The following is an 18,784-nucleotide window of genomic DNA, read 5'->3' on the forward strand; positions in this document are numbered from 1 at the left end:
TTCGCGTGATATGATGGTAAAAATTGTTTGATTATTTGTCCCAGTTAAAACTTAATCCAACGATGTATGAGCGCCCGTAATTCAGAGGCACCATCCCTCCTGTGCTATGTGCACCGGTGGTAGCAATCGCAGTATTGCTTAAAACTTTTGCGTCAAACAGGTTTTTTACACCTGCATTTAAATTTAGTGTACTGAACAGCCTTTGTGTGAACATCAGATCAGCAGTGCTGTAAGATCCTATTTTTGATAACCTCACTTGCTCCAGGTTATCAATGCTGGCCAGTTCATAGGCGGGCCTCTTACCTGTATACTTGAAAGCCAAATTGGCCGTAGTACTAGTCCTGATAATGGTATAGGTGATATTGCTGTTTAGTTCAGGCGACCACACAAACTCCGGCGATTCGCCATATTGAGCGGCGGATGCACTGTACTGGTTATAGGTTCCGATATAGGAGAAACCCAGGGAAACCTGGAAATCTTTCAGATAAAGCGTGTTTTCAAATGTTCCGCCTGTAGTTTTATACTTCGCAATATTGATCAGTGTGGTGACAGTAGGATTTTCGGCGGACAGGCCATAATCTATCCTGTTCTTAAAGTGGTTATAAAAACCGCTTAACACCGAGCGGAAGCGCAGGTTTTCGGAGGCGGTTTCAGACATAGAGAGCGATGCAGTAAAACTGTTTGACTGCTCTGCCTTCAGGTTCTCGTTACCCATGATGGAGTGACTCGCATCAAAGAAGTCATAATACAATTCCCTTAATGCCGGCGAACGGAACCCGCTGGCGTATCCAAACCGAAGGTCAAATAAATCGTTAAACCTGATCTTCGTATTTAATGAAGGGATAACCGGCGGAGCGTCATACACGGTATTGCTGATGAAACGCAGCCCCGGACGGATGGTCACATCTTTGATCAGGTTCAATTCCGAAGAAACGAAGAATGCATAATCATTGATCGACGGAGAGCCTTTTATCCGTGCCCCGTCCGCATTGTCCAGGTTGATCTCCATTCCCGGCTGGAAAGAAACCTGGTCAGATAATTTATACCGGGCAGTGGTCCTTACGTTGGCCGAGCGGAATTTGGAAATATCCTGTTCCCCTGCACCAGTGGACAGTTCTTCCGCTCCGGTAGAATAATCGTGCACAATGCTTTTAGTGGTACGTTTCAGATTAGAATAACCTACAATACCACTCAGCTGCAGACGGTCGTTCACCCGGTAGTCGCCATGCAGCTGCTGCGTATACCTGTTGGTGATATATTGCTGGTTGGTGGCTCTGAAATTATTGGGATTGTATCCGCCTTTGCTGTCAATTGTTTCATCAATATAATCAAGCCTGTACCATACATTAAAGTTGTCTTTTACATATCCAAGCCTCCCATTGGCAAGCCATTGTTCTTTTGGTTTCCAGCGGTTGGTATTTGCCGCTATTTCCTCAGTAGCAGCCAATATTCCAGGGACATTAAAACCACCAAAATCATTATGGCTTAAACCTCCAAGTACATTCCAGCCCTTGTTTTGCCAGCCTGCGCCTACATGCTGTATATGTGAGCCATCTTTTGAAAATGCCGAATAAGAATCGCCGACAGTTTCTTCCTGCACCCTGGCGTTGATATTTATCTTTTTATTACCACCTGATTTGGTGATGATATTGATCACCCCTGCCAGTGCATCCGTTCCATATGAAACAGAAAGCGGGCCTTCTACAATTTCGATATGATCAACAGTGTTGATGTCTATCTGGTTTAAACTTTCACGGGTGTCACTTCTGTCAACCATCGGAACCCCGTCCAAGAGAATCTTTACATTTCTGCCGGTCATGCCCATCATCTGGATATCACTGGTACCCAAAGTAAGGTCGTTTGAAAACCTGAATCCCAATTCGGTATTCAATACCTGCTGGATGTTGGTCGCCGCGCGCAAACGAATGCGCTCGGCAGTGATAATGCGGGTTTGATAAACAGAGTTCCTGAGAGACTGAGGCTGATACTGTCCTGTGACTACTACTTCTTTCAGGGCGTTACCCAGAGAGTCGGTTTTACGTTTACTGCCAGCGGTTTTATCCTGCGCATACGAATTAAAAGTAAATACAAACGCAGCAGCTAAGAGCAGTATAATTTTCATTCAGGTATCTATTTAGAATTATTTTAAATAATAATACAAGTATAAGGAGTAATCAAGAATAATTCCAAATAATATTTGCATTAAAACTCAACGTATTGATATTCAAATAAATAAGCCACTTAAAATAGAGCAGAGTTTACATAATACATGTAAAATCGTGAGAAATATTTCGATCTGATTATTGAAACCTTCTAATTTGGGGATTGTTTATTACCTTCAAAATCCTGTCAGGATAAAGCAGTATACGGCCGGTATACAACCAGAGGTAAACTTATTTCAGGAATGATTTATTGTACAATACCGCTCAGTACTGCAAATCTGATCAGTGCCGCGGTATTTCTTGAGCCAGTTTTTTCGATCAGGCTCTGGCGGTGCCCTTCAATTGTGCGCTTACTGATGAACAGCTTATCAGACATCTCGCTATTTGTAAGCCCTTCTGCAATCAGGTGCAGGATTTCGATCTCCCTCAGGGAAAAATCTATCTCATGCCTCGACTGATCAAATGGTGTGTTTACGGTGTGCAGTAACTTATCCAGCAGCCGCATTGACAATTCAGAACACATATACTTATTTCCCGAATTTACATGTTTCAGGGCGAACAGCAATTCATCGGCGCTGATGCTTTTTAACAGGTATCCTGATGCCCCATCGGCAAAAGCCTGAACGACGTATTTCTCATTGTCCAGCATGGAAAGCATGACTACTTTGGTCTGAGGACTCAGTTGTTTAACTTCCTTGATCAGTGTAATACCATCCATCTCAGGCATATTAATATCGGCCAGGATAATATCTGCCTGAATACCTTCAGCAATCATATTGAGCACTTCACGTCCGTTTACCGCCTCGCCCCTGATGCTGATCTCCTTATCTGCACCAAGCAGCATGCTGATTCCGTTACGCACAATGTTGTGGTCTTCGGCTAATATCAAATTTATCATAGTCCTTATTAATTAATTTGAAGTGAGTTTGTATGTTCTCCGAGATCCATCAGCATCACCTTCAATCTGTCAACATGCAGCTGAATCTCTTCGGCCCGCTGTTTCCTGGATTGTTCAGTTATGCCGTTACCCGTCGGTTCGTATTTTTTCATTGTTCGTAACAGATTCTTTCTTTCCTCCAGCATTCTGATGGCCACCCATAAAGATTCTTCTATACCTTTCAGCTGTTCGTTCTCCAGCGCCTTCTCCGTAAAGGTATGACCAGTATAACAACGGTAGCGGGGTACTGCATCTGCTTCAACTTTAACCAGTATACCTCCGCAATCAGGACAGGTTAGCGGGGATATCTCTCCTAATTTCTTCAGGTCTTCCACACTGCTGCTCATCCTTTTTGCAATCTCCGCTTCCAGTTTCACATCATCCGGCACCGGTGTATCCTTGCAGCCTGCCCTTGAAAAAAGATCGGACAATATAGGTCCCATTTCATCAATGGACACGTTATAATCCACCTCCATATTATGCAGCACATTATTTGGCATATCAGGGAAGTCCGCTTCGGATGGTTCCTGGATCATGCACAATCCTCCGCTTCTTTTTATCGCATACATCCCTGAAGTTCCGTCATCCAGCAGTCCGGTAAGAATGATGCCCGTCACGCAGGAATTATACGCCACTGCCGCAGAGCGGAACAGCACGTCTATTGAAGGTCTCCAATGATTTTCATAGGCACCTTTGGTTACCCGTATGGTATCCTTTTCTACTAACATATGGTGATCCGCCGGGGCAAGATATATTGTTCTGTTTTCTATGCGCTGCTGATCTGCAGGAATCACACATTTAAGTGAAGTCTTCTTTTGAATCATATTTAGGATGACATCAGTCATAGAATCCCTGGATACATGGATAACGATAAAAACGCTAGCATCAAGATCCTCATGAAAGGTAGATACCAACCTCGAAACAGCTGAGATACCACCTGCTGATGTTCCGATTGTAATGATATTTCTTACAGTTTCACGTTCCATATTCATAAAAATTAAAGTTTAAGGTATATTTAAAGTGATCGTTACTGCCAAACCTTTTTTTGTGTTGCTAAACCGGATCTTACCATTTAAGAGATAAACCCTGTTTCTGATCCCGCTTAAACCGGCCCCGCTTTTGCTGGCTTCTTCAGGATCCATTTTCAGCCCTATACCATTGTCCGTGACTTTAATGACCACCTGGTTATTGATAAAACTGAATTTGATTTCGGCACGGGTGGCCTGCGCATGTTTAATACAGTTATTGATCAGTTCCTGGATCATACGGAAAATATAGAGTTGTACTTCGGCATCCAGTGAATCAGCGAGACTATCAATGTAAGCATCGATCTGAAAATGAGGGGTACTTGTCCGTTGTGCCATTTCCTTGATTCCGGCTACAAAACCAAAATCTTTCAGCACAGAGGGCGTAAGCTCATAGGAAATCTGACGCGTCTCTCTAATGGCCTGGTCCAGCAGCTCGTTTACGTTCTTAAATTCACCTTTTAAATTATTTATACGCTGGATACTCTCCAGGTTTAGCCTTATTCCGTAAAGTAGCTGGCAAACGCTGTCATGCAATGCCCTGCTCACGTTATTGCGTTCCTTTTCCTGGGCAGTTAAGGTGGCCGAGAGGATCAGCTTTTGCTGCCCGTTCTTCAGCATCTCAGCCTCCTGCTCCATTTTTTTACGATCGGTAATGTCCATTAATATACCGGCATAACACATTCTTTCGTCCGGCACCTGTATTTCATGCCCCTTGGCCGAAATATACTTGACCTTCCCGTTTATTACGATCCTGAATTCCAGGTCAATTTCCTTTAAGCCATTCAGCGCACTCATGAGATGGTGCCTCACCTGCAGCTGGTCTTCAGGATGAACCAGATCAATCAATCCTTTGATCGTCCCGTTAAACGTCCAGCTGCCGATGCCCATAATATTGGAACTGTGGGTATCCAGGAAAACTTTATTTGCATCACATTCAATTGTCCATGTTCCGGTTGCAGATGCTTTTAAGGTCATTTCCAGGCGCTCTTTTGTTTCCCGTAACACCTGCTGGGCACCTCTGCTTTCGGTAATATCAATGATCGTAATGTAATATTTGATATCTGTAACAATCAGGCTTGATATCGCAATACCTTCCATCCGGGTATATATGATCTGATCATGCGGCAGCGTAAGTTTGATCTCGGCACTCTGCTTTCCGTCACTATGCTGCATACGGTGCAGAAAATTATAGAAATCCTGCCAGGAATAAGGTGCAATAAAACTTTGGAACCTTCTGCGCAGGATCGTTTGTTTTGACATGCTCAGCAGGTCTACCCCATTTTGGTTTGCTTCCTCTACTACGCCCAGGTAATCCAGGATAAAATAACCCACTGGCGCAAGATCATAAAGTCCTACAAACTTTGCCCTTTCCTCGTCAAGAGTGGCATATGACACTTTCAGTTCATCATTCTGCATTTCGAGTTCCAGCTGGTAAACCTGCAACTCGTTCAGCAGAATATTGATCTCGTCTGCGCTTAGATTGGTATGGGCAGAGACAGGACTGTTCTTTTCCCTGGTTGAACGCTGATTCTTATTCACTATTCCTGAGTTTTAAAACTAACTAACGAGACCAGGGTCTTACCATTTTCATCCCTGCTGATCTCCTGAATTTTAACAAAAAAACCTCTGAGCCCCAGGCCCTGGAATTCCTGCTGCATAAAAACACTGTCCGGATCTGACGAGGTTAACAATTCATCCAGCTTATCGGTTTTCCATTTATTATGAACGATCTCCATAAATGGCTGCTCCACCATTTCTTCTTCTTTAAGTTTGAACAGCTCCAGAAACCGGTCATTTGCCACCAGTACTTTCCTGTCCTTATCAAGAATCAGGGCCGCATCCGGCAGAAGACCGGCCATATTCCTGGCATAATCAAGTAAACTGACCAGCTTATGCTGCATCGCCTTCACCGGGGTGATCTTGGTAAACGTAACTACAGCCCCGTTGATAAAGTTATCCATCGTCCGGTATGGCATGATCCTGAGGTTATACCACTCATCTTTTTTTGTGCTTACCTCCAGTTCTTTGCCTACCAGCGTTTCGATCACCTCTTTGATTGCATCTTCCAGGGACGGATATTCAAAGTTAGAGACGATATGGGTAATAGAACGGCCCACATCTCCCGGAATCACATTGAACAACCTGGTCACCTGCGGAGTGAACCTTAAGATGTTCAGCTGGTTATCCAGAAATATCGTACCTATCTCGGTATTGTCAAGCAGGTTTTTCATATCATTGTTCAGCTGCGTCAGTTCCTCGGCCTTATTCTGATACTGCAAATTGATAGTCATCAGCTCTTCATTGAGGGACTGCATTTCTTCTTTAGTGGTCAGGGCCTCCTCATTGGTGCTCTGCAGTTCTTCATTGGTACTCTGCAACTCCTCATTGGTTGATTTCAGTTCTTCCAGTGAGGTCTCCATTTGTTCAATGGTACTGTGAAGCTGCTGTTTGGTATAGATCAATTCCTTTTCCAGTTCTTCCACGGCGCCCTGCCTGGTTGGGTCAACGCCTTTTCCCTTATCGGAGCGCCTTTTCTTTAGCTTCCCATAATCAGTAAATGTAACCAGCAGCATGTCCTGCAAAGGTACTTCTGTGATATAGTCTACCCTGAAGCCGACTACATAAACCTCATTACCATCCTTCACTTTTATTTCGGGTACTTCTATTTTATCCTTTTTCTCCCAGGCCTGGTGCAAAGCATTGCCCAACGCGTATTTGAGTTCGTCTTTAGCAAGCCTGTGGATATTAAAGATCGCTTCCCCGGAGTTGATCTGCATAAACCTGGACGTCTGCCCATTGATGTACAGAATATCGCCTCTTTCGCTGAGTAACAGAGAAGTTGGCGTAAAACTTTCCAGCAAAATTTTATGGAATGTTTCTGCAAGGGGGCTTTTCAAACTTTTTATTGGCAAATGGATCGTTAGATTTTTGTGGCTCTGGTTGGCCACATGAAAAGGGAAATCAAGCATATTTCCCAAGGCGGCGGCCCCCTCGTTTCGCTGAAAGATCTTCCACTTATTGTCAAGACTGGTAAAGCTGTCTACAAAAGTCCCTACTGATTCTGCCGGCCCCAGAAATAGTAATCCATTAGGGTTTAATGAATAGTGGAAAACGGGAATAATTTTTTTCTGTAATTCTGAAGTAAGATAAATCAGCACATTACGGCAGCATAACAGGTCTAACCGGGTAAAGGGAGCATCTTTAATCAGATTATGCTGGGCAAACACGATCATCTCCCGTACTTCCTTTTTCACTACATAACCTTCATTTACCTTGATAAAAAAGCGGTCCAGCCTCTCGGGTGATATTTCTGAGGTGATATTTGAAAAATAGCTTGCGGAACGTGCATAATCTATCGCGCGCGGGTCAAGATCAGTAGCAAAGATCTGCAGCTTAGGCAGTTTAGCCATCTTAAACGTATCCAGATGCTCAATGATGAGCATTGCTATCGAATAGGCCTCTTCCCCGGTAGAACATCCGGCTATCCAGATCCTGATCGGGTCATTCTCTTTTTTTTCTGCCAGCAGCGGATACAGCCTGCCCTTCAATGCCTCAAAAGCATCACGGTCCCGGAAAAACTTGGTCACCCCGATCAGCAATTCATTAAACAGCCGCATGATTTCAGCCGGATTTTCCCGTAAAAAGTTGATATAATCTACGTAGTCGTTCAATTGATGAAAAGCAATCCTTCTTTCAATCCTGCGGACGATCGTACTTTTTTTATATAAGGTAAAATCATGTCCGGTATTTGCACGCAGTAACATGAGGATTTTTTGCAGATGCGTATAGCTGGTCTGGTTGAGTGTAAAATCAGACTCGGGCTGAGCCTCCCTGATTGCGGGGTGGTTCAGATATTGTATCAGTTTAACAGGCATTTCTTCCGGTGAAAGTATATAGTCTACCATATTTGTTTGGATTGCCGTTACCGGCATACTGTCAAATTCAGCTGTTCCCGGTTCCTGCACCATCACCATTCCCAGTTTTTCCTTGACCATCCTCACCCCGGTTTCGCCATCGGCACCCATACCCGAAAAAATAATAGCTACGGCATTGCTCTGCTGGTCTTCTGCCAGGCTCTGAAAAAAATAATCTATTGACATATGCGCTCCCCTGAGGCGCGCAGCTTCCATTAACAGCAGCTGTCCGTTATGAATTCCCATGTCCTTCCCCGGAGGAATAATATAAATATGGTCGGGCTCTATCTGTACACCATCCAGCGCTTCTTTAATTGTCATGGATGTTACCGGCTGAAGAATCCCCGCCACGTCTATCACATGGGATTTATCCAGGTGCATCACAATTACAAATGCAATCCCGCTTTTAATGGGCATGTGCATAAAGAATTTTTCAAATGCATGAAAGGAACCTGCCGATCCACCCATTCCTATAACCGGAAAAGATTCTCTGCCATGTTCATCTCTGTTTAATTTGGATTTACGTTGAGTCATTTTGTGATTGTTGGAAACATACTAAGGATAAAATATACGCAAATGTTTCCAATTACAAAAATATGTTAAACAATAAAAAAACAAAAGTTTAAATAACACAAAGGAGTGTAGAATGTTCCCTAATTTGAAGTAATTGCAGACAAAACTCCAACAGTTCTGTCTGCAATTCCCATTTCAGTTATTTTATTCAGAAGCCGCCGTATCATTTACTTCCTGCTCTGCCAGAACAGTTAATACGTCGTCAGTTTTTTTCTCATTTTTCAGCGTCTGATCAGGCAAAGCGCTGATCTCACTGCTGCCCTGTAGTTTCCATAGATTTTAGTTTTGTCGTACAGGGACAGATAAAGCCCCCTTTCGTTTTAAATCTTTTCTTACCATACATCAATACAACATTCAATTTTTTATTTCACCTTTGAGTACATAAAAATTCAAAAACAATGAAAAAACTATTTGTACTATTATTCGCCGCTTCAGCGGCTTTAACTTCATTTAAGGCAACAGCACAAGACACATGGACTGCTGACAAAGCACATTCAAAATTAGGATTCAGCATTACCCACATGATGGTTAGCGATGTTGAAGGTTCATTCAGAAGCTTCGAATCTACTATCCTGTCTTCTAAACCTGATTTTTCAGATGCAGTTGTTAATCTGAGTGCAGATGTAAATTCAGTAAACACTGAAGACGATAAAAGAGATGGCCACCTCAAAAGTGCCGACTTTTTTGACGCTGAAAAATACCCTAAATTAACTTTCAAAAGCACTTCAGTAAAAAAAGTATCTGCTAACAAATATAAAGTGAATGGCAATTTAACACTTCATGGTGTAACTAAGGCAGTGGTTTTAGATGCAGTTTTAAGAGGTACAACTGTTAACCAGGCTAAAAAAACTGTTGCAGGTTTCAAAGTAACGGGAACGTTAAAAAGAGCTGACTATGCTTTGGGTGCCAAATATCCTAATGCGATGCTGAGCGATGAGATTATCTTAACAGCAAACACAGAATTTGTAAAAAACTAATTACCATCTGCCCCGGCAGTATATTTTTATAAGCCCCTGTCCCTTACCCGGAACAGGGGCTTATCTCTTATTTACGTTTTTTTAATAATAATTAAGATTCTAATTTATTTCGATAAATTGCACGCCGATTGTTTGATAGAAATAAATAGATGACGGAGATTAACAAAGACACACATATAGCTATAATCGGACTTGGTTATGTTGGTCTGCCATTAGCAGTAGCTTTTGCCAAATATTTTAAAGTAACAGGATTTGATACCAAACCTTCCCGCATTGCAGAACTGAATGCAGGGTTTGACAGTACATTGGAGATCAACGGGGATCAGCTTCTGGAAGTACAGCAAAACCTGTACTTTACCAGCGAACCTGCCGGTATTCAGTCTTCCACAGTTTATATTGTCACCGTACCTACACCAACCGATAAGTACAATCATCCGGATCTTCAGCATCTATACAAGGCCAGTGAAACCGTAGGAACATACCTCAAAAAGGGTGACCTCGTGATCTACGAATCAACAGTTTACCCGGGGGTAACGGAGGACGAATGCGCTCCTGTACTGGCAAAAACATCAGGACTGACCTTCAACAAAGACTTTACATGCGGATATTCCCCGGAGAGGATCAATCCGGGTGACAAAGACCATACGCTTACACAAATATTAAAAATAACCGCAGGATCTACTCCTGAAGCTGCCGAAAATGTAGATAAATTATACCGCAGCATCATTACCGCAGGCACTTACCCCGCATCCGGCATCCGTGTGGCAGAGGCGGCTAAAGTGATAGAAAATGCACAACGGGACATTAATATCGCATTCGTGAACGAGCTGGCCAAGATATTTAACCTGATAGGACTCAATACGCAGGAGGTTTTAAAAGCGGCAGGTACGAAATGGAATTTTCTGAATTTCAAACCCGGACTGGTGGGCGGGCATTGCATAGGGGTAGACCCTTACTACCTCGCTCAAAAAGCTCAGGAAGCGGGATATCACCCTGAAATTATCCTCGCAGGAAGACGCCTGAATGACGGCATGGGTCAGTATATAGCTGATGAAGTGATTAAACTTATGGTGCGCAAACAGATCCAGGTAACCGGCAGTGAAGTGCTCATCCTGGGTTTCACCTTCAAGGAGAACTGTCCCGATGTCAGAAATACCCGGGTAATAGACATCGTTACCCGTCTGAAAGAATACCATGTTGAAATCTGCATCCAGGATCCATGGGCAGATCCCGCACAGGTATTGCTCGAATACGGGATCACCTGTCAGAACGAGGAGGTCACCGGCCGCAGGTTCGATGCAGTGATCGGTGCCGTGGCCCACCAGGAATTTGAATCAATAGACGTTACTGCGCTTTCTAAAAACAACACAGTGGTATACGATATCAAAGGGATGTTTGCACCGGAAATCGCACACGGAAGACTTTAAAACACGCTTATGTATGAAAGCCCTTACCATATCCAGGATATCAGCAGTACTTCATTCCTGGTCACAGGAGGAGCCGGATTCATTGGCTCAAACCTGGTACATTATCTGCTGAAATATGGAGCTGCAAAGGTACGCGTGCTGGACAACCTCTCCACAGGATCTCTGAAAAACCTGGAGGAATTCGGTTCCAACCCGGCTTTTGAATTTATCGAAGGAGATATTCGCGATTTAGAGACCTGTAAGCGATCCTGCAGTAAGATTGACTATGTGAGCCATCAGGCAGCTTTGGGTTCAGTACCGCGTTCTATATACGATCCCATCAGCACAAACCAGGTCAACATCGATGGCTTCCTTAATATGTTGCTGTCCGTTAAGGATGAACAGTGCAGGAGAATGGTTTATGCGGCCTCCTCATCAACTTATGGCGATAGTCATGAACTCCCTAAAAAAGAAGAACAGATTGGCAATCCCCTTTCACCTTATGCAGTTACCAAACTGGTGAATGAACTGTATGCTGATGTATTCCGGAAAACCTATGGTACTGATAGCATCGGCTTAAGATATTTCAATGTTTTCGGACCAAAACAGGATCCCGGAGGAGCTTATGCCGCTGTAATCCCCCTGTTCATCCGCTCGGTATTGACAAACCACCCGCCGCTGATCAACGGCGATGGCAACCAGACGCGCGACTTCACCTTTATCGAAAATGTAATCCAGGCAAATGTGAAAGCCCTGTTATTTTCCGGTCCGCTACCCCATACGGTTTACAATGTTGCGTGTGCTGAACAGATCACCCTTAATCAGTTGTGGGCAATGCTGAAAACACTTGGCAATACCGATCCCGGCCAAACTTACGGCCCTTCCAGAACAGGCGATATTCATGACTCCCTGGCAGACATCAGCCGGATAAAAACCGACCTCGGTTACGAACCATTTTTCCCGGTAAGCGAAGGAATTAAACTCACGCTTGACTGGACGAAAAACAAACAGTAGCAAACAGACCTGAATGTTTTTGGCCTGTTTAAAGCAGGCCAAAAACATGATAATAGTGAGCTATACAACAAAGCATAAAATTCAATACATTTTATATGTCAACAGATTATGCACCTTATCGTAAACTAACTGGTTAGCTGTAACCGGCGGAACATAATTATCTGAATATTCTTTGGTGACGAAGTTGTACAGAAGGAATTTCCGGTAGCACATCCATGTTTATATATGGTGTTGCTTCTAAATATTATCGACAGAAGCAAATTCCATAAATTTACATTTTTTATCTAATTAATTTAGGTCGGTATAGTAAAATAAAATCTGCTCCCTTTTTCAACAGTACTTTCTACCCACATCTTGCCGCGGTGTTTATGTACAAAATCCAGGCAAAGCTCCAGTCCCAGTCCTGTTCCCTTTTCTCCTGCAGTTCCATAACTCGTAAAATGTGAGCTTTTATCGAACAGCTGACTTATGACCTTTTCAGACATCCCGCTGCCCGTATCGGTTACACAGAACAGGATACAGTCAGGCTTCCGTACGGCACCAACCACAACCGTTCCGGCCGCAGTAAATTTTATCGCGTTTGACACCAGGTTTCGGATGATCGTATCCAGCATATCCCGGTCTGCAAACAAAGGCAGGCCCTCATCCACAATCTCCATGAGCTCAATGCCTTTACTTTCAGCCATAGGCTTGAGCCGCTTGAGACTGATCAGAACCTGCAACTTCACATCATTTATCCATACAGGATTAAAATCCAGGGAGTTGAACTGATTTTTTGCCCAGAGCAGCAGGTCTTCCAGCAGCCCGTTAGCATTCTGAAGGCCGGTCTTCATTTTACCGAGATATTCCATCAGTTCTTCACGGGTGTTATCTTCCGGATCCATCAATGCCAGTTCTGCAAGCTTAAGACTTGCTGCAACAGGGTTCTTCAGGTCATGTCCTACCACGGAAAGCAAATTCTCGCGGTGGGTATTCAGCGCCTTCAGTTCAGTATTCAGAGAGCTGAGTTCGTTTGCCTGTAATTTGCGTAGGGTAATATCGCGGATGCTCCCTTCAGAACCCAGGATGATACCATTTTCAATGATCAGCCTTGCATTCACCGAAGCGTAACGCAGTTCACTGTTCCTGGTCTTTAGTTTAACCTCAAAATCTATGACCGAACCGTCCTGCCTCAGCGCATTGACGATCGTATCCCTGTCTTCTTTATAATAATAAAAATCGATCACAGGATTTCCAATTATATTTTGCCGCTCATCACCATAATACTTCTCTATGGAAGGGCTGATTTCAGTGATTACCCCATTTTCATCGGTACGGTAGTAGATATCCTGCGTGTTCTCAAATATCTTTCTGTATTTCTCCTCACTGACAGCCATCGCCTGTTCAGCCTCCTTAATCTTGGCAATATCCTGCACCTGGGAAATAAAATGTATAGGGTCATTATTGGCCTCTCTTAATATTGATACCCCCAACAGCACCCATACCGGCTTACCGCTTTTATGGAGGTAACGTTTTTCCATATGATAGCTGTCCCTCTTTCCATCAATCAATTCATCCATCAGTTCAATGTTTCGCGGAAGGTCATCAGGATGAGTAATGTCATCAAAACGCAGGCTTGTTAATTCTTCCTGGGTATATCCAAGCATATCACACAGGCTTTGGTTTGCCCTTTTGCACCATCCCTCAACGCTGAATAAAGCCATTCCAATTGCAGAATACTCAAACGCACCCCTGAACTGCTCTTCACTTCTTCTGATCTTCTGCTCGGCATCCCGTCTTTCGGTAATATCTATGATCATGAGGCTGTTGATCTTATTGCCCTGCGTATCGGTATAGATTGCCGATGATATATGACAAGGGAAATGTTCTCCATTTTTGCGGATTCCGGTCAATTCTGCAGAGGCCTTCCCTTCTCTCTCCCTGGTTTCCAGAAACCGTTGTAAGCCCGGATCTTCGTGATCCATCAGCAGTTGCTTTCCAACCTGCCGGAACTCTTCAAGCGTATACCCAAACATCTCCATTGCAGCCCGGTTGGCTTCAGTAATTGCCACACCGGGAATGGTCTGCAGGAAGGCATATAATGAATTTTCTATGATCGAGCGGTATTTGATCTCGCTGTTAGCCAGTTGTATATCCTGCAGTTTTTTCGTTTGGATATCCTGAAAGGTTCCATAAACACGGGTGCAGGTTCCATTAATCAGCTCTGCATTCCCTTTAACCCTTACCCATAAGCCATTCCCCTGTGCGGTAACAAGCTCAAGCTCCAGATCATAGCTTTCCCCTTTTTCAACCGCAGCTAAAAAGGCAGCCAGAATTCTATTTCTACTGTCTCCCTCCTTAAAGAAGTCAATGGAACGGGTCAGATTAGGGACATACGTTTTAGGCACACCATGAATTTGTTTGGTTATCTGTGACCAGTATATTTCATTTTTCACAAGATCTACCTCCCAGCCTCCAATGCTGGCTACCTCATTCGTCTGTTCGTACAATGCAAACATCCTCCTGGAATAGGAATCTTTTTCAGTGTCTTCTATGATCAGGTCCATGTAAACCAGTACACCGCCGGTTTCACCCGTCTCCAGCTTCCAGGGCTGCACCTCCCAGCGTACCCATTGTATCAGTCCGTTGGGAAAGACAAGTCTGTCCCTGTCGTTTTTACTGCTGTGCCCTTCAAGCGCCCTCTGGTAAGCCACAATCCAGTCTCTGTCAGGAATACGGAATATTTCAGCATGGCACTTGCCTGCAAGACTGTCACCCAGTTTAAAGTCAGTTCTCCACTTTTGCGAGGCTGTGAGATAACACAACTCTTTATCCAATAGAGCCACGGCTACGGGGGCATTGGCGATGACATGACGAAGGGAGTCAGGAACATTGCCTGTCATCGTATTCATCTTAGATAAAACATTCATAACTCTGCCCATTCCAATCTTAGTAATTATCCTTTAGCGAGTATAACATTTGTTTATCAATTCTTCGTATTTTTTGTAATAAAAATATGACAAATGGAACCGGCTGTAATGTTATCAGAAAAAAAACAGGATGTTATATATATAGCATACGTAATATCGGTCACAAAAGATTATTGAAAAAGTTAAGACATCCTCCACAAACTGAGCAGAATTAAATTTAAATCAATTGTGGGCAAGCAGACTGATACACTGACCAGTCCCAGGCATGGCCATTATCCCTGCCCTATAAATGGCTGAATATAAAACAATTGAATTTTTACGGTTTTTGTAATATTTAAAACATAAAGTCTATTGATTTGGTAGAGTATTAAATAATATTTATGTTTACTGAAATTATGACACCAATGATACTAAAGATGTACCTGACTTCGCCAGGAGTTGTGTTAGAAAGCTGCCTTATGCCTGTCTCTCCTGACAATTGCACAAGCCTGTATTGTTGTTGCATTTAACTGCGCCTGGTTTTTTCCTTGCAGGGGTTGACATCAATGCTTTCATCATTAAAAAAACAGAATCTCACGAATAATGGTCGGATAGAAAAAATTACAGACAAACAAAACTGGCAAGGTAGCCTTGCCAGTTTATTGGAATGAAGAACAGCATTGTAACGCCAATCACGCGCCGGACTTCAGCACGCTTTATGCAACGAAAACACTCATTAACATAAAACATTGTTAAATATATGGAAATATTTACCTCCAAAAATAAATACAGGTTATCCTATCAGCTAGCTATTATATTTCTTCTTTTAGTTAGTCCATTCTACATCACCGCACAAACAGTACCCCCGGCTACTATCAATTCCGAATTAAAAGGAAAAGTAATTGACGCCGCAAATAAAGAACCACTGCCCGGAGCCGTAGTACGGATCAAAGGCACAACACACGCCGTATCTACTGATAACAAAGGAAGATTTGTCTTTGAAACGGGTCAGAAATTCCCTTACACTTTACTGATCTCCTTTGTTGGCTATCAGCCCAGGGAAGTAATCGTGAGCGGAAGCCCTGCAGAAATCCAGTTAACTGAAAATAACAATCAGCTTAACGACGTTGTTGTGGTTGGCTATGGCACACAAACCCGGAAATCACTGACCGGATCGGTATCTACCATCAGCGTAGAAGAAGTAAAAGATAAACCGGTAGCTACCTTTGAGCAGCAGCTGCAGGGCAAAGCTGCCGGATTGCAGATCAGTGCCTCTACAGGTATTCCCGGAGACGGAATGTTTATCCGCGTTAGGGGTACTACCTCCATCAATGCCAGTAATGACCCTTTATATGTGATTGACGGTGTGTATGTAAACAGTAATTCACTGCAAAACATTACCACACAGGGCCAGGCAAACAACCCGCTTTCTGACATCAACCCTAATGATATTGAAAGCATTACCGTTTTGAAAGATGCAGATGCAACGGCCATCTACGGAGCCAGGGCCGCAAATGGCGTCATCCTCATCACTACCAAACGCGGTAAACTCAACTCGGCCCCGAAAGTTACCCTGAACACCTACTTCGGCGCGGCATGGGCACCCAAATTGTGGGACCTTAGCACAGGCCCGCAACATGCAGAGCTCGTAAACGAAATGTACAGGAACTCTGAAGCCGATGCCATTGCAGCCAATAATACCGCAGCAATCAATACCTACAGATACGTGCCTTTCAGGGCATTAACAGATAACCCTACTGCCTCGCCGGCCCCACGCGGCCTGCCACAGGAACAGCAGACGTATGACCGGCTGAACAAAGTTTTCAGAACCGGTTTCCTCCAGAATTATGATGCCTCCATCTCGGGTGGTAACGACAAGACCACCTATTATATAGGCGCAGGATTAAACAAACAACAGGCAGATCTGAAAACAAACGATTTCAGAAGGGCAACCTTCAAGATCAATATTGACCAGAAGATCAATGATATATTTAGTATCGGTACATCCAATACCCTTACCCAAACCTACAGGACAAACGCACGTGTAGGGGATGGCCCTCAGGGAGGAATCCTGCAGTCTGCCCTGCATACACCTACGTATCTTCCCGAAGTAAATGCTGACGGCAGCCCTGCAAAGTGGGCGGGTTTTGACAACCTGGATGTGCTGATCAACAATACGAACATGAACTCTACCAGCAACAGACTGATCAGCAACTTTTATGCAGAGGCCAAAATAACGCCAGATCTGAAGTTCCGGAGCAGCTGGAGTATTGATTACAATAACTATAAGGAATTTCAATACTGGAACAGCCTCACCAACCTTGGTATAGCCAACCATAACCTGGGTACGTCCAGTATTTCGGACAATACGGTGTGGACCAATGAGCAAACCTTAGCGTACAATAAAACATTGGGCAAACATAATTTTGGTGCCCTTGTTGGTAACTCCCTGCAGGGTACAGTACTGGGAACTACTCTCGCACAGGGAACCAACTTTCCGAATGATTCCTTTGAACAGATCGCCTCCGCAGCAAGCACAACTTCTTCCTCTACCAAGACCAGCTACAGGCTTTCGTCCTTCTTTGGAAGGGTGAATTATAACTATGCCGGAAAATATTACGCGGAATTCAACCTCCGCGCAGACGGCTCGTCCAGATTTGGCGCTAACCACCAATGGGGATATTTCCCCTCAGCCGGTGTGGCCTGGAGGATCAAACAGGAAGACTTCCTGAAGAATGTTTCCGTGATCAGCGACCTGAAGTTACGCGGAAGTATCGGTGTAACCGGAAATCAGAACAATATCAACGACTTTGCCTCAAGAGGACTCTGGGGAGCAGGCGCCAACTACCAGAACAACCCTGGTACTATTCCAACACAACTGGCCAACCCGGAACTGAAATGGGAAAGCACACGCCAGATCAATATCGGACTGGACCTCGGCCTGTTTAGCGACCGCCTGACTCTGGGAGCAGATGTATATCATAAATATACAAGTGATCTGCTGCTTAACCTGCCGCTGGCAACAAGCTCAGGTTTCACTTCCATCCTTGAAAATGCCGGCGAGATCAGTAACAAAGGTTTTGAAATATCCATCAGCAGTACCAATATCAGCCGTAAAGACTTCAGGTGGACCACCAATTTCAACTTCTCCCGTAATATCAATAAAATTGAAAAACTCCCTATCCCCGTCGTAGCAGCCTATGCAGCAGAGAGAATGGTGCAAGGCTTGCCTGTAAATTCCTTCTTTGTTTACAAACAGCTCTACGTTGATCCGCAGACAGGAAATGCAGTTTACGAAGATGTAGACCATGACGGCAAGATCACCTCAAGTGACCTGCAGAACGTGGGAACGGCCCTTCCTAAATTTACCGGCGGCCTTACCAATACGTTCCTGTATAAAGGCTTCGACCTTTCGGTATTCTTCAATTTTGTCTATGGCAATAAGGTATATAATAACAATGCCTATTTCCTTGAAGGCGGCGGAACACGTGATGCCAACAGGGCGATAGATACCCGCCAGCTCGACAGGTGGCAGCAGCCCGGTGATATCACCGACATGCCAAGGCTTACCGCCCTGGGCACAAACTATACACTCAGCCCAACCAGCCGCAACATAGAAAATGGCTCGTTTCTGAGGTTAAGTAATGTCAACCTGGGTTACACCATACCAAAAAGTGTGATCGAAAAAATCAGGCTTTCTTCGGTGAGGGTATATGTGAGCGGCTCCAATCTCTGGCTGATCACCAAATACCGCGGACCAGATCCTGAGGTAAATGTATCCTCTTCTTCTACGGTATTGGGCTACGACCTCGGAACACCACCTATGCCGAGAACCCTTCAGGTGGGAGCTAACATAACTTTTTAATTCATTAACGAATACACAGG

Annotated in this window: 10 protein-coding genes; 4 read left to right on the forward strand and 6 right to left on the reverse strand. The window is 44.0% G+C overall.

Features of this window, described 5'->3' with window-relative positions:
- Positions 1 to 31 precede the first annotated feature (31 nt).
- From BLW16_RS07185 to BLW16_RS07205, 5 genes are all read right to left on the reverse strand, one after another.
- Entirely contained in the window at positions 32 to 2,122 is a 2,091-nt protein-coding gene (locus BLW16_RS07185; protein WP_090555881.1) for a TonB-dependent receptor plug domain-containing protein, read from the reverse strand.
- A 287-nt stretch (positions 2,123 to 2,409) separates the two neighbouring features.
- On the reverse strand, positions 2,410 to 3,060 hold the full coding sequence (locus BLW16_RS07190) for a response regulator transcription factor (RefSeq protein ID WP_090555882.1): 651 nt from the start codon (positions 3,058 to 3,060) through the stop codon (positions 2,410 to 2,412).
- Positions 3,061 to 3,068: 8 nt separating this feature from the next.
- Positions 3,069 to 4,085, reverse strand: coding sequence for a chemotaxis protein CheB (locus tag BLW16_RS07195; RefSeq protein WP_090556142.1), 1,017 nt, complete (start codon positions 4,083 to 4,085; stop codon positions 3,069 to 3,071).
- 18 nt (positions 4,086 to 4,103) lie between these two features.
- The gene (locus BLW16_RS07200; RefSeq protein WP_090555883.1) at positions 4,104 to 5,666 is read right to left on the reverse strand and encodes a PAS domain-containing sensor histidine kinase; all 1,563 of its coding nucleotides are present in this window, start codon (positions 5,664 to 5,666) and stop codon (positions 4,104 to 4,106) included.
- Positions 5,666 to 8,575, reverse strand: coding sequence for a CheR family methyltransferase (locus BLW16_RS07205; protein WP_090555884.1), 2,910 nt, complete (start codon positions 8,573 to 8,575; stop codon positions 5,666 to 5,668). Before BLW16_RS07205 ends, BLW16_RS07200 begins: the two co-directional genes overlap by 1 nt.
- A gap of 437 nt (positions 8,576 to 9,012) precedes the next feature.
- On the opposite strand from BLW16_RS07205, the gene BLW16_RS07210 reads away from it, so the two are divergent.
- The 3 genes from BLW16_RS07210 to BLW16_RS07220 all read left to right on the forward strand — a co-directional run bounded on the left by BLW16_RS07210 (position 9,013) and on the right by BLW16_RS07220 (position 12,011).
- Positions 9,013 to 9,591, forward strand: a complete 579-nt coding sequence (locus BLW16_RS07210) for a YceI family protein (RefSeq protein WP_090555885.1) — start codon at positions 9,013 to 9,015, stop codon at positions 9,589 to 9,591.
- A gap of 149 nt (positions 9,592 to 9,740) precedes the next feature.
- Positions 9,741 to 11,018, forward strand: a complete 1,278-nt coding sequence (locus BLW16_RS07215) for a nucleotide sugar dehydrogenase (protein ID WP_090555886.1) — start codon at positions 9,741 to 9,743, stop codon at positions 11,016 to 11,018.
- Between the two features lie 9 nt (positions 11,019 to 11,027).
- A complete protein-coding gene (locus BLW16_RS07220) occupies positions 11,028 to 12,011 on the forward strand; it encodes an SDR family oxidoreductase (RefSeq protein WP_090555887.1) in 984 nt (327 codons plus the stop codon).
- A 293-nt stretch (positions 12,012 to 12,304) separates the two neighbouring features.
- Here BLW16_RS07220 and BLW16_RS07225 read toward each other — a convergent pair whose 3' ends face one another.
- A complete protein-coding gene (locus tag BLW16_RS07225; RefSeq protein WP_175470503.1) occupies positions 12,305 to 14,920 on the reverse strand; it encodes a PAS domain S-box protein in 2,616 nt (871 codons plus the stop codon).
- 739 nt (positions 14,921 to 15,659) lie between these two features.
- On the opposite strand from BLW16_RS07225, the gene BLW16_RS07230 reads away from it, so the two are divergent.
- Positions 15,660 to 18,764 carry a SusC/RagA family TonB-linked outer membrane protein gene (locus BLW16_RS07230; protein WP_090555889.1) on the forward strand — a complete coding sequence of 1,035 codons (3,105 nt, stop codon included), beginning with the start codon at positions 15,660 to 15,662 and terminating at the stop codon, positions 18,762 to 18,764.
- Positions 18,765 to 18,784 lie beyond the last annotated feature (20 nt).

It is taken from the genome of Pedobacter hartonius, assembly GCF_900107535.1.
Taxonomy (GTDB): Bacteria; Bacteroidota; Bacteroidia; order Sphingobacteriales; family Sphingobacteriaceae; genus Pedobacter; species Pedobacter hartonius.

What these genes read in the sequence shown, in the direction of transcription:
- BLW16_RS07185 (WP_090555881.1), bottom strand. Translation starts at nt 2,122, where the DNA reads ATGAAAATTATACTGCTCTTAGCTGCTGCGTTTGTATTTACTTTTAAT.
- BLW16_RS07190 (WP_090555882.1), bottom strand. Translation starts at nt 3,060, where the DNA reads ATGATAAATTTGATATTAGCCGAAGACCACAACATTGTGCGTAACGGA.
- BLW16_RS07195 (WP_090556142.1), bottom strand. Translation starts at nt 4,085, where the DNA reads ATGGAACGTGAAACTGTAAGAAATATCATTACAATCGGAACATCAGCA.
- BLW16_RS07205 (WP_090555884.1), bottom strand. Translation starts at nt 8,575, where the DNA reads ATGACTCAACGTAAATCCAAATTAAACAGAGATGAACATGGCAGAGAA.
- BLW16_RS07210 (WP_090555885.1), top strand. Translation starts at nt 9,013, where the DNA reads ATGAAAAAACTATTTGTACTATTATTCGCCGCTTCAGCGGCTTTAACT.
- BLW16_RS07215 (WP_090555886.1), top strand. Translation starts at nt 9,741, where the DNA reads ATGACGGAGATTAACAAAGACACACATATAGCTATAATCGGACTTGGT.
- BLW16_RS07220 (WP_090555887.1), top strand. Translation starts at nt 11,028, where the DNA reads ATGTATGAAAGCCCTTACCATATCCAGGATATCAGCAGTACTTCATTC.
- BLW16_RS07225 (WP_175470503.1), bottom strand. Translation starts at nt 14,920, where the DNA reads ATGAATGTTTTATCTAAGATGAATACGATGACAGGCAATGTTCCTGAC.
- BLW16_RS07230 (WP_090555889.1), top strand. Translation starts at nt 15,660, where the DNA reads ATGGAAATATTTACCTCCAAAAATAAATACAGGTTATCCTATCAGCTA.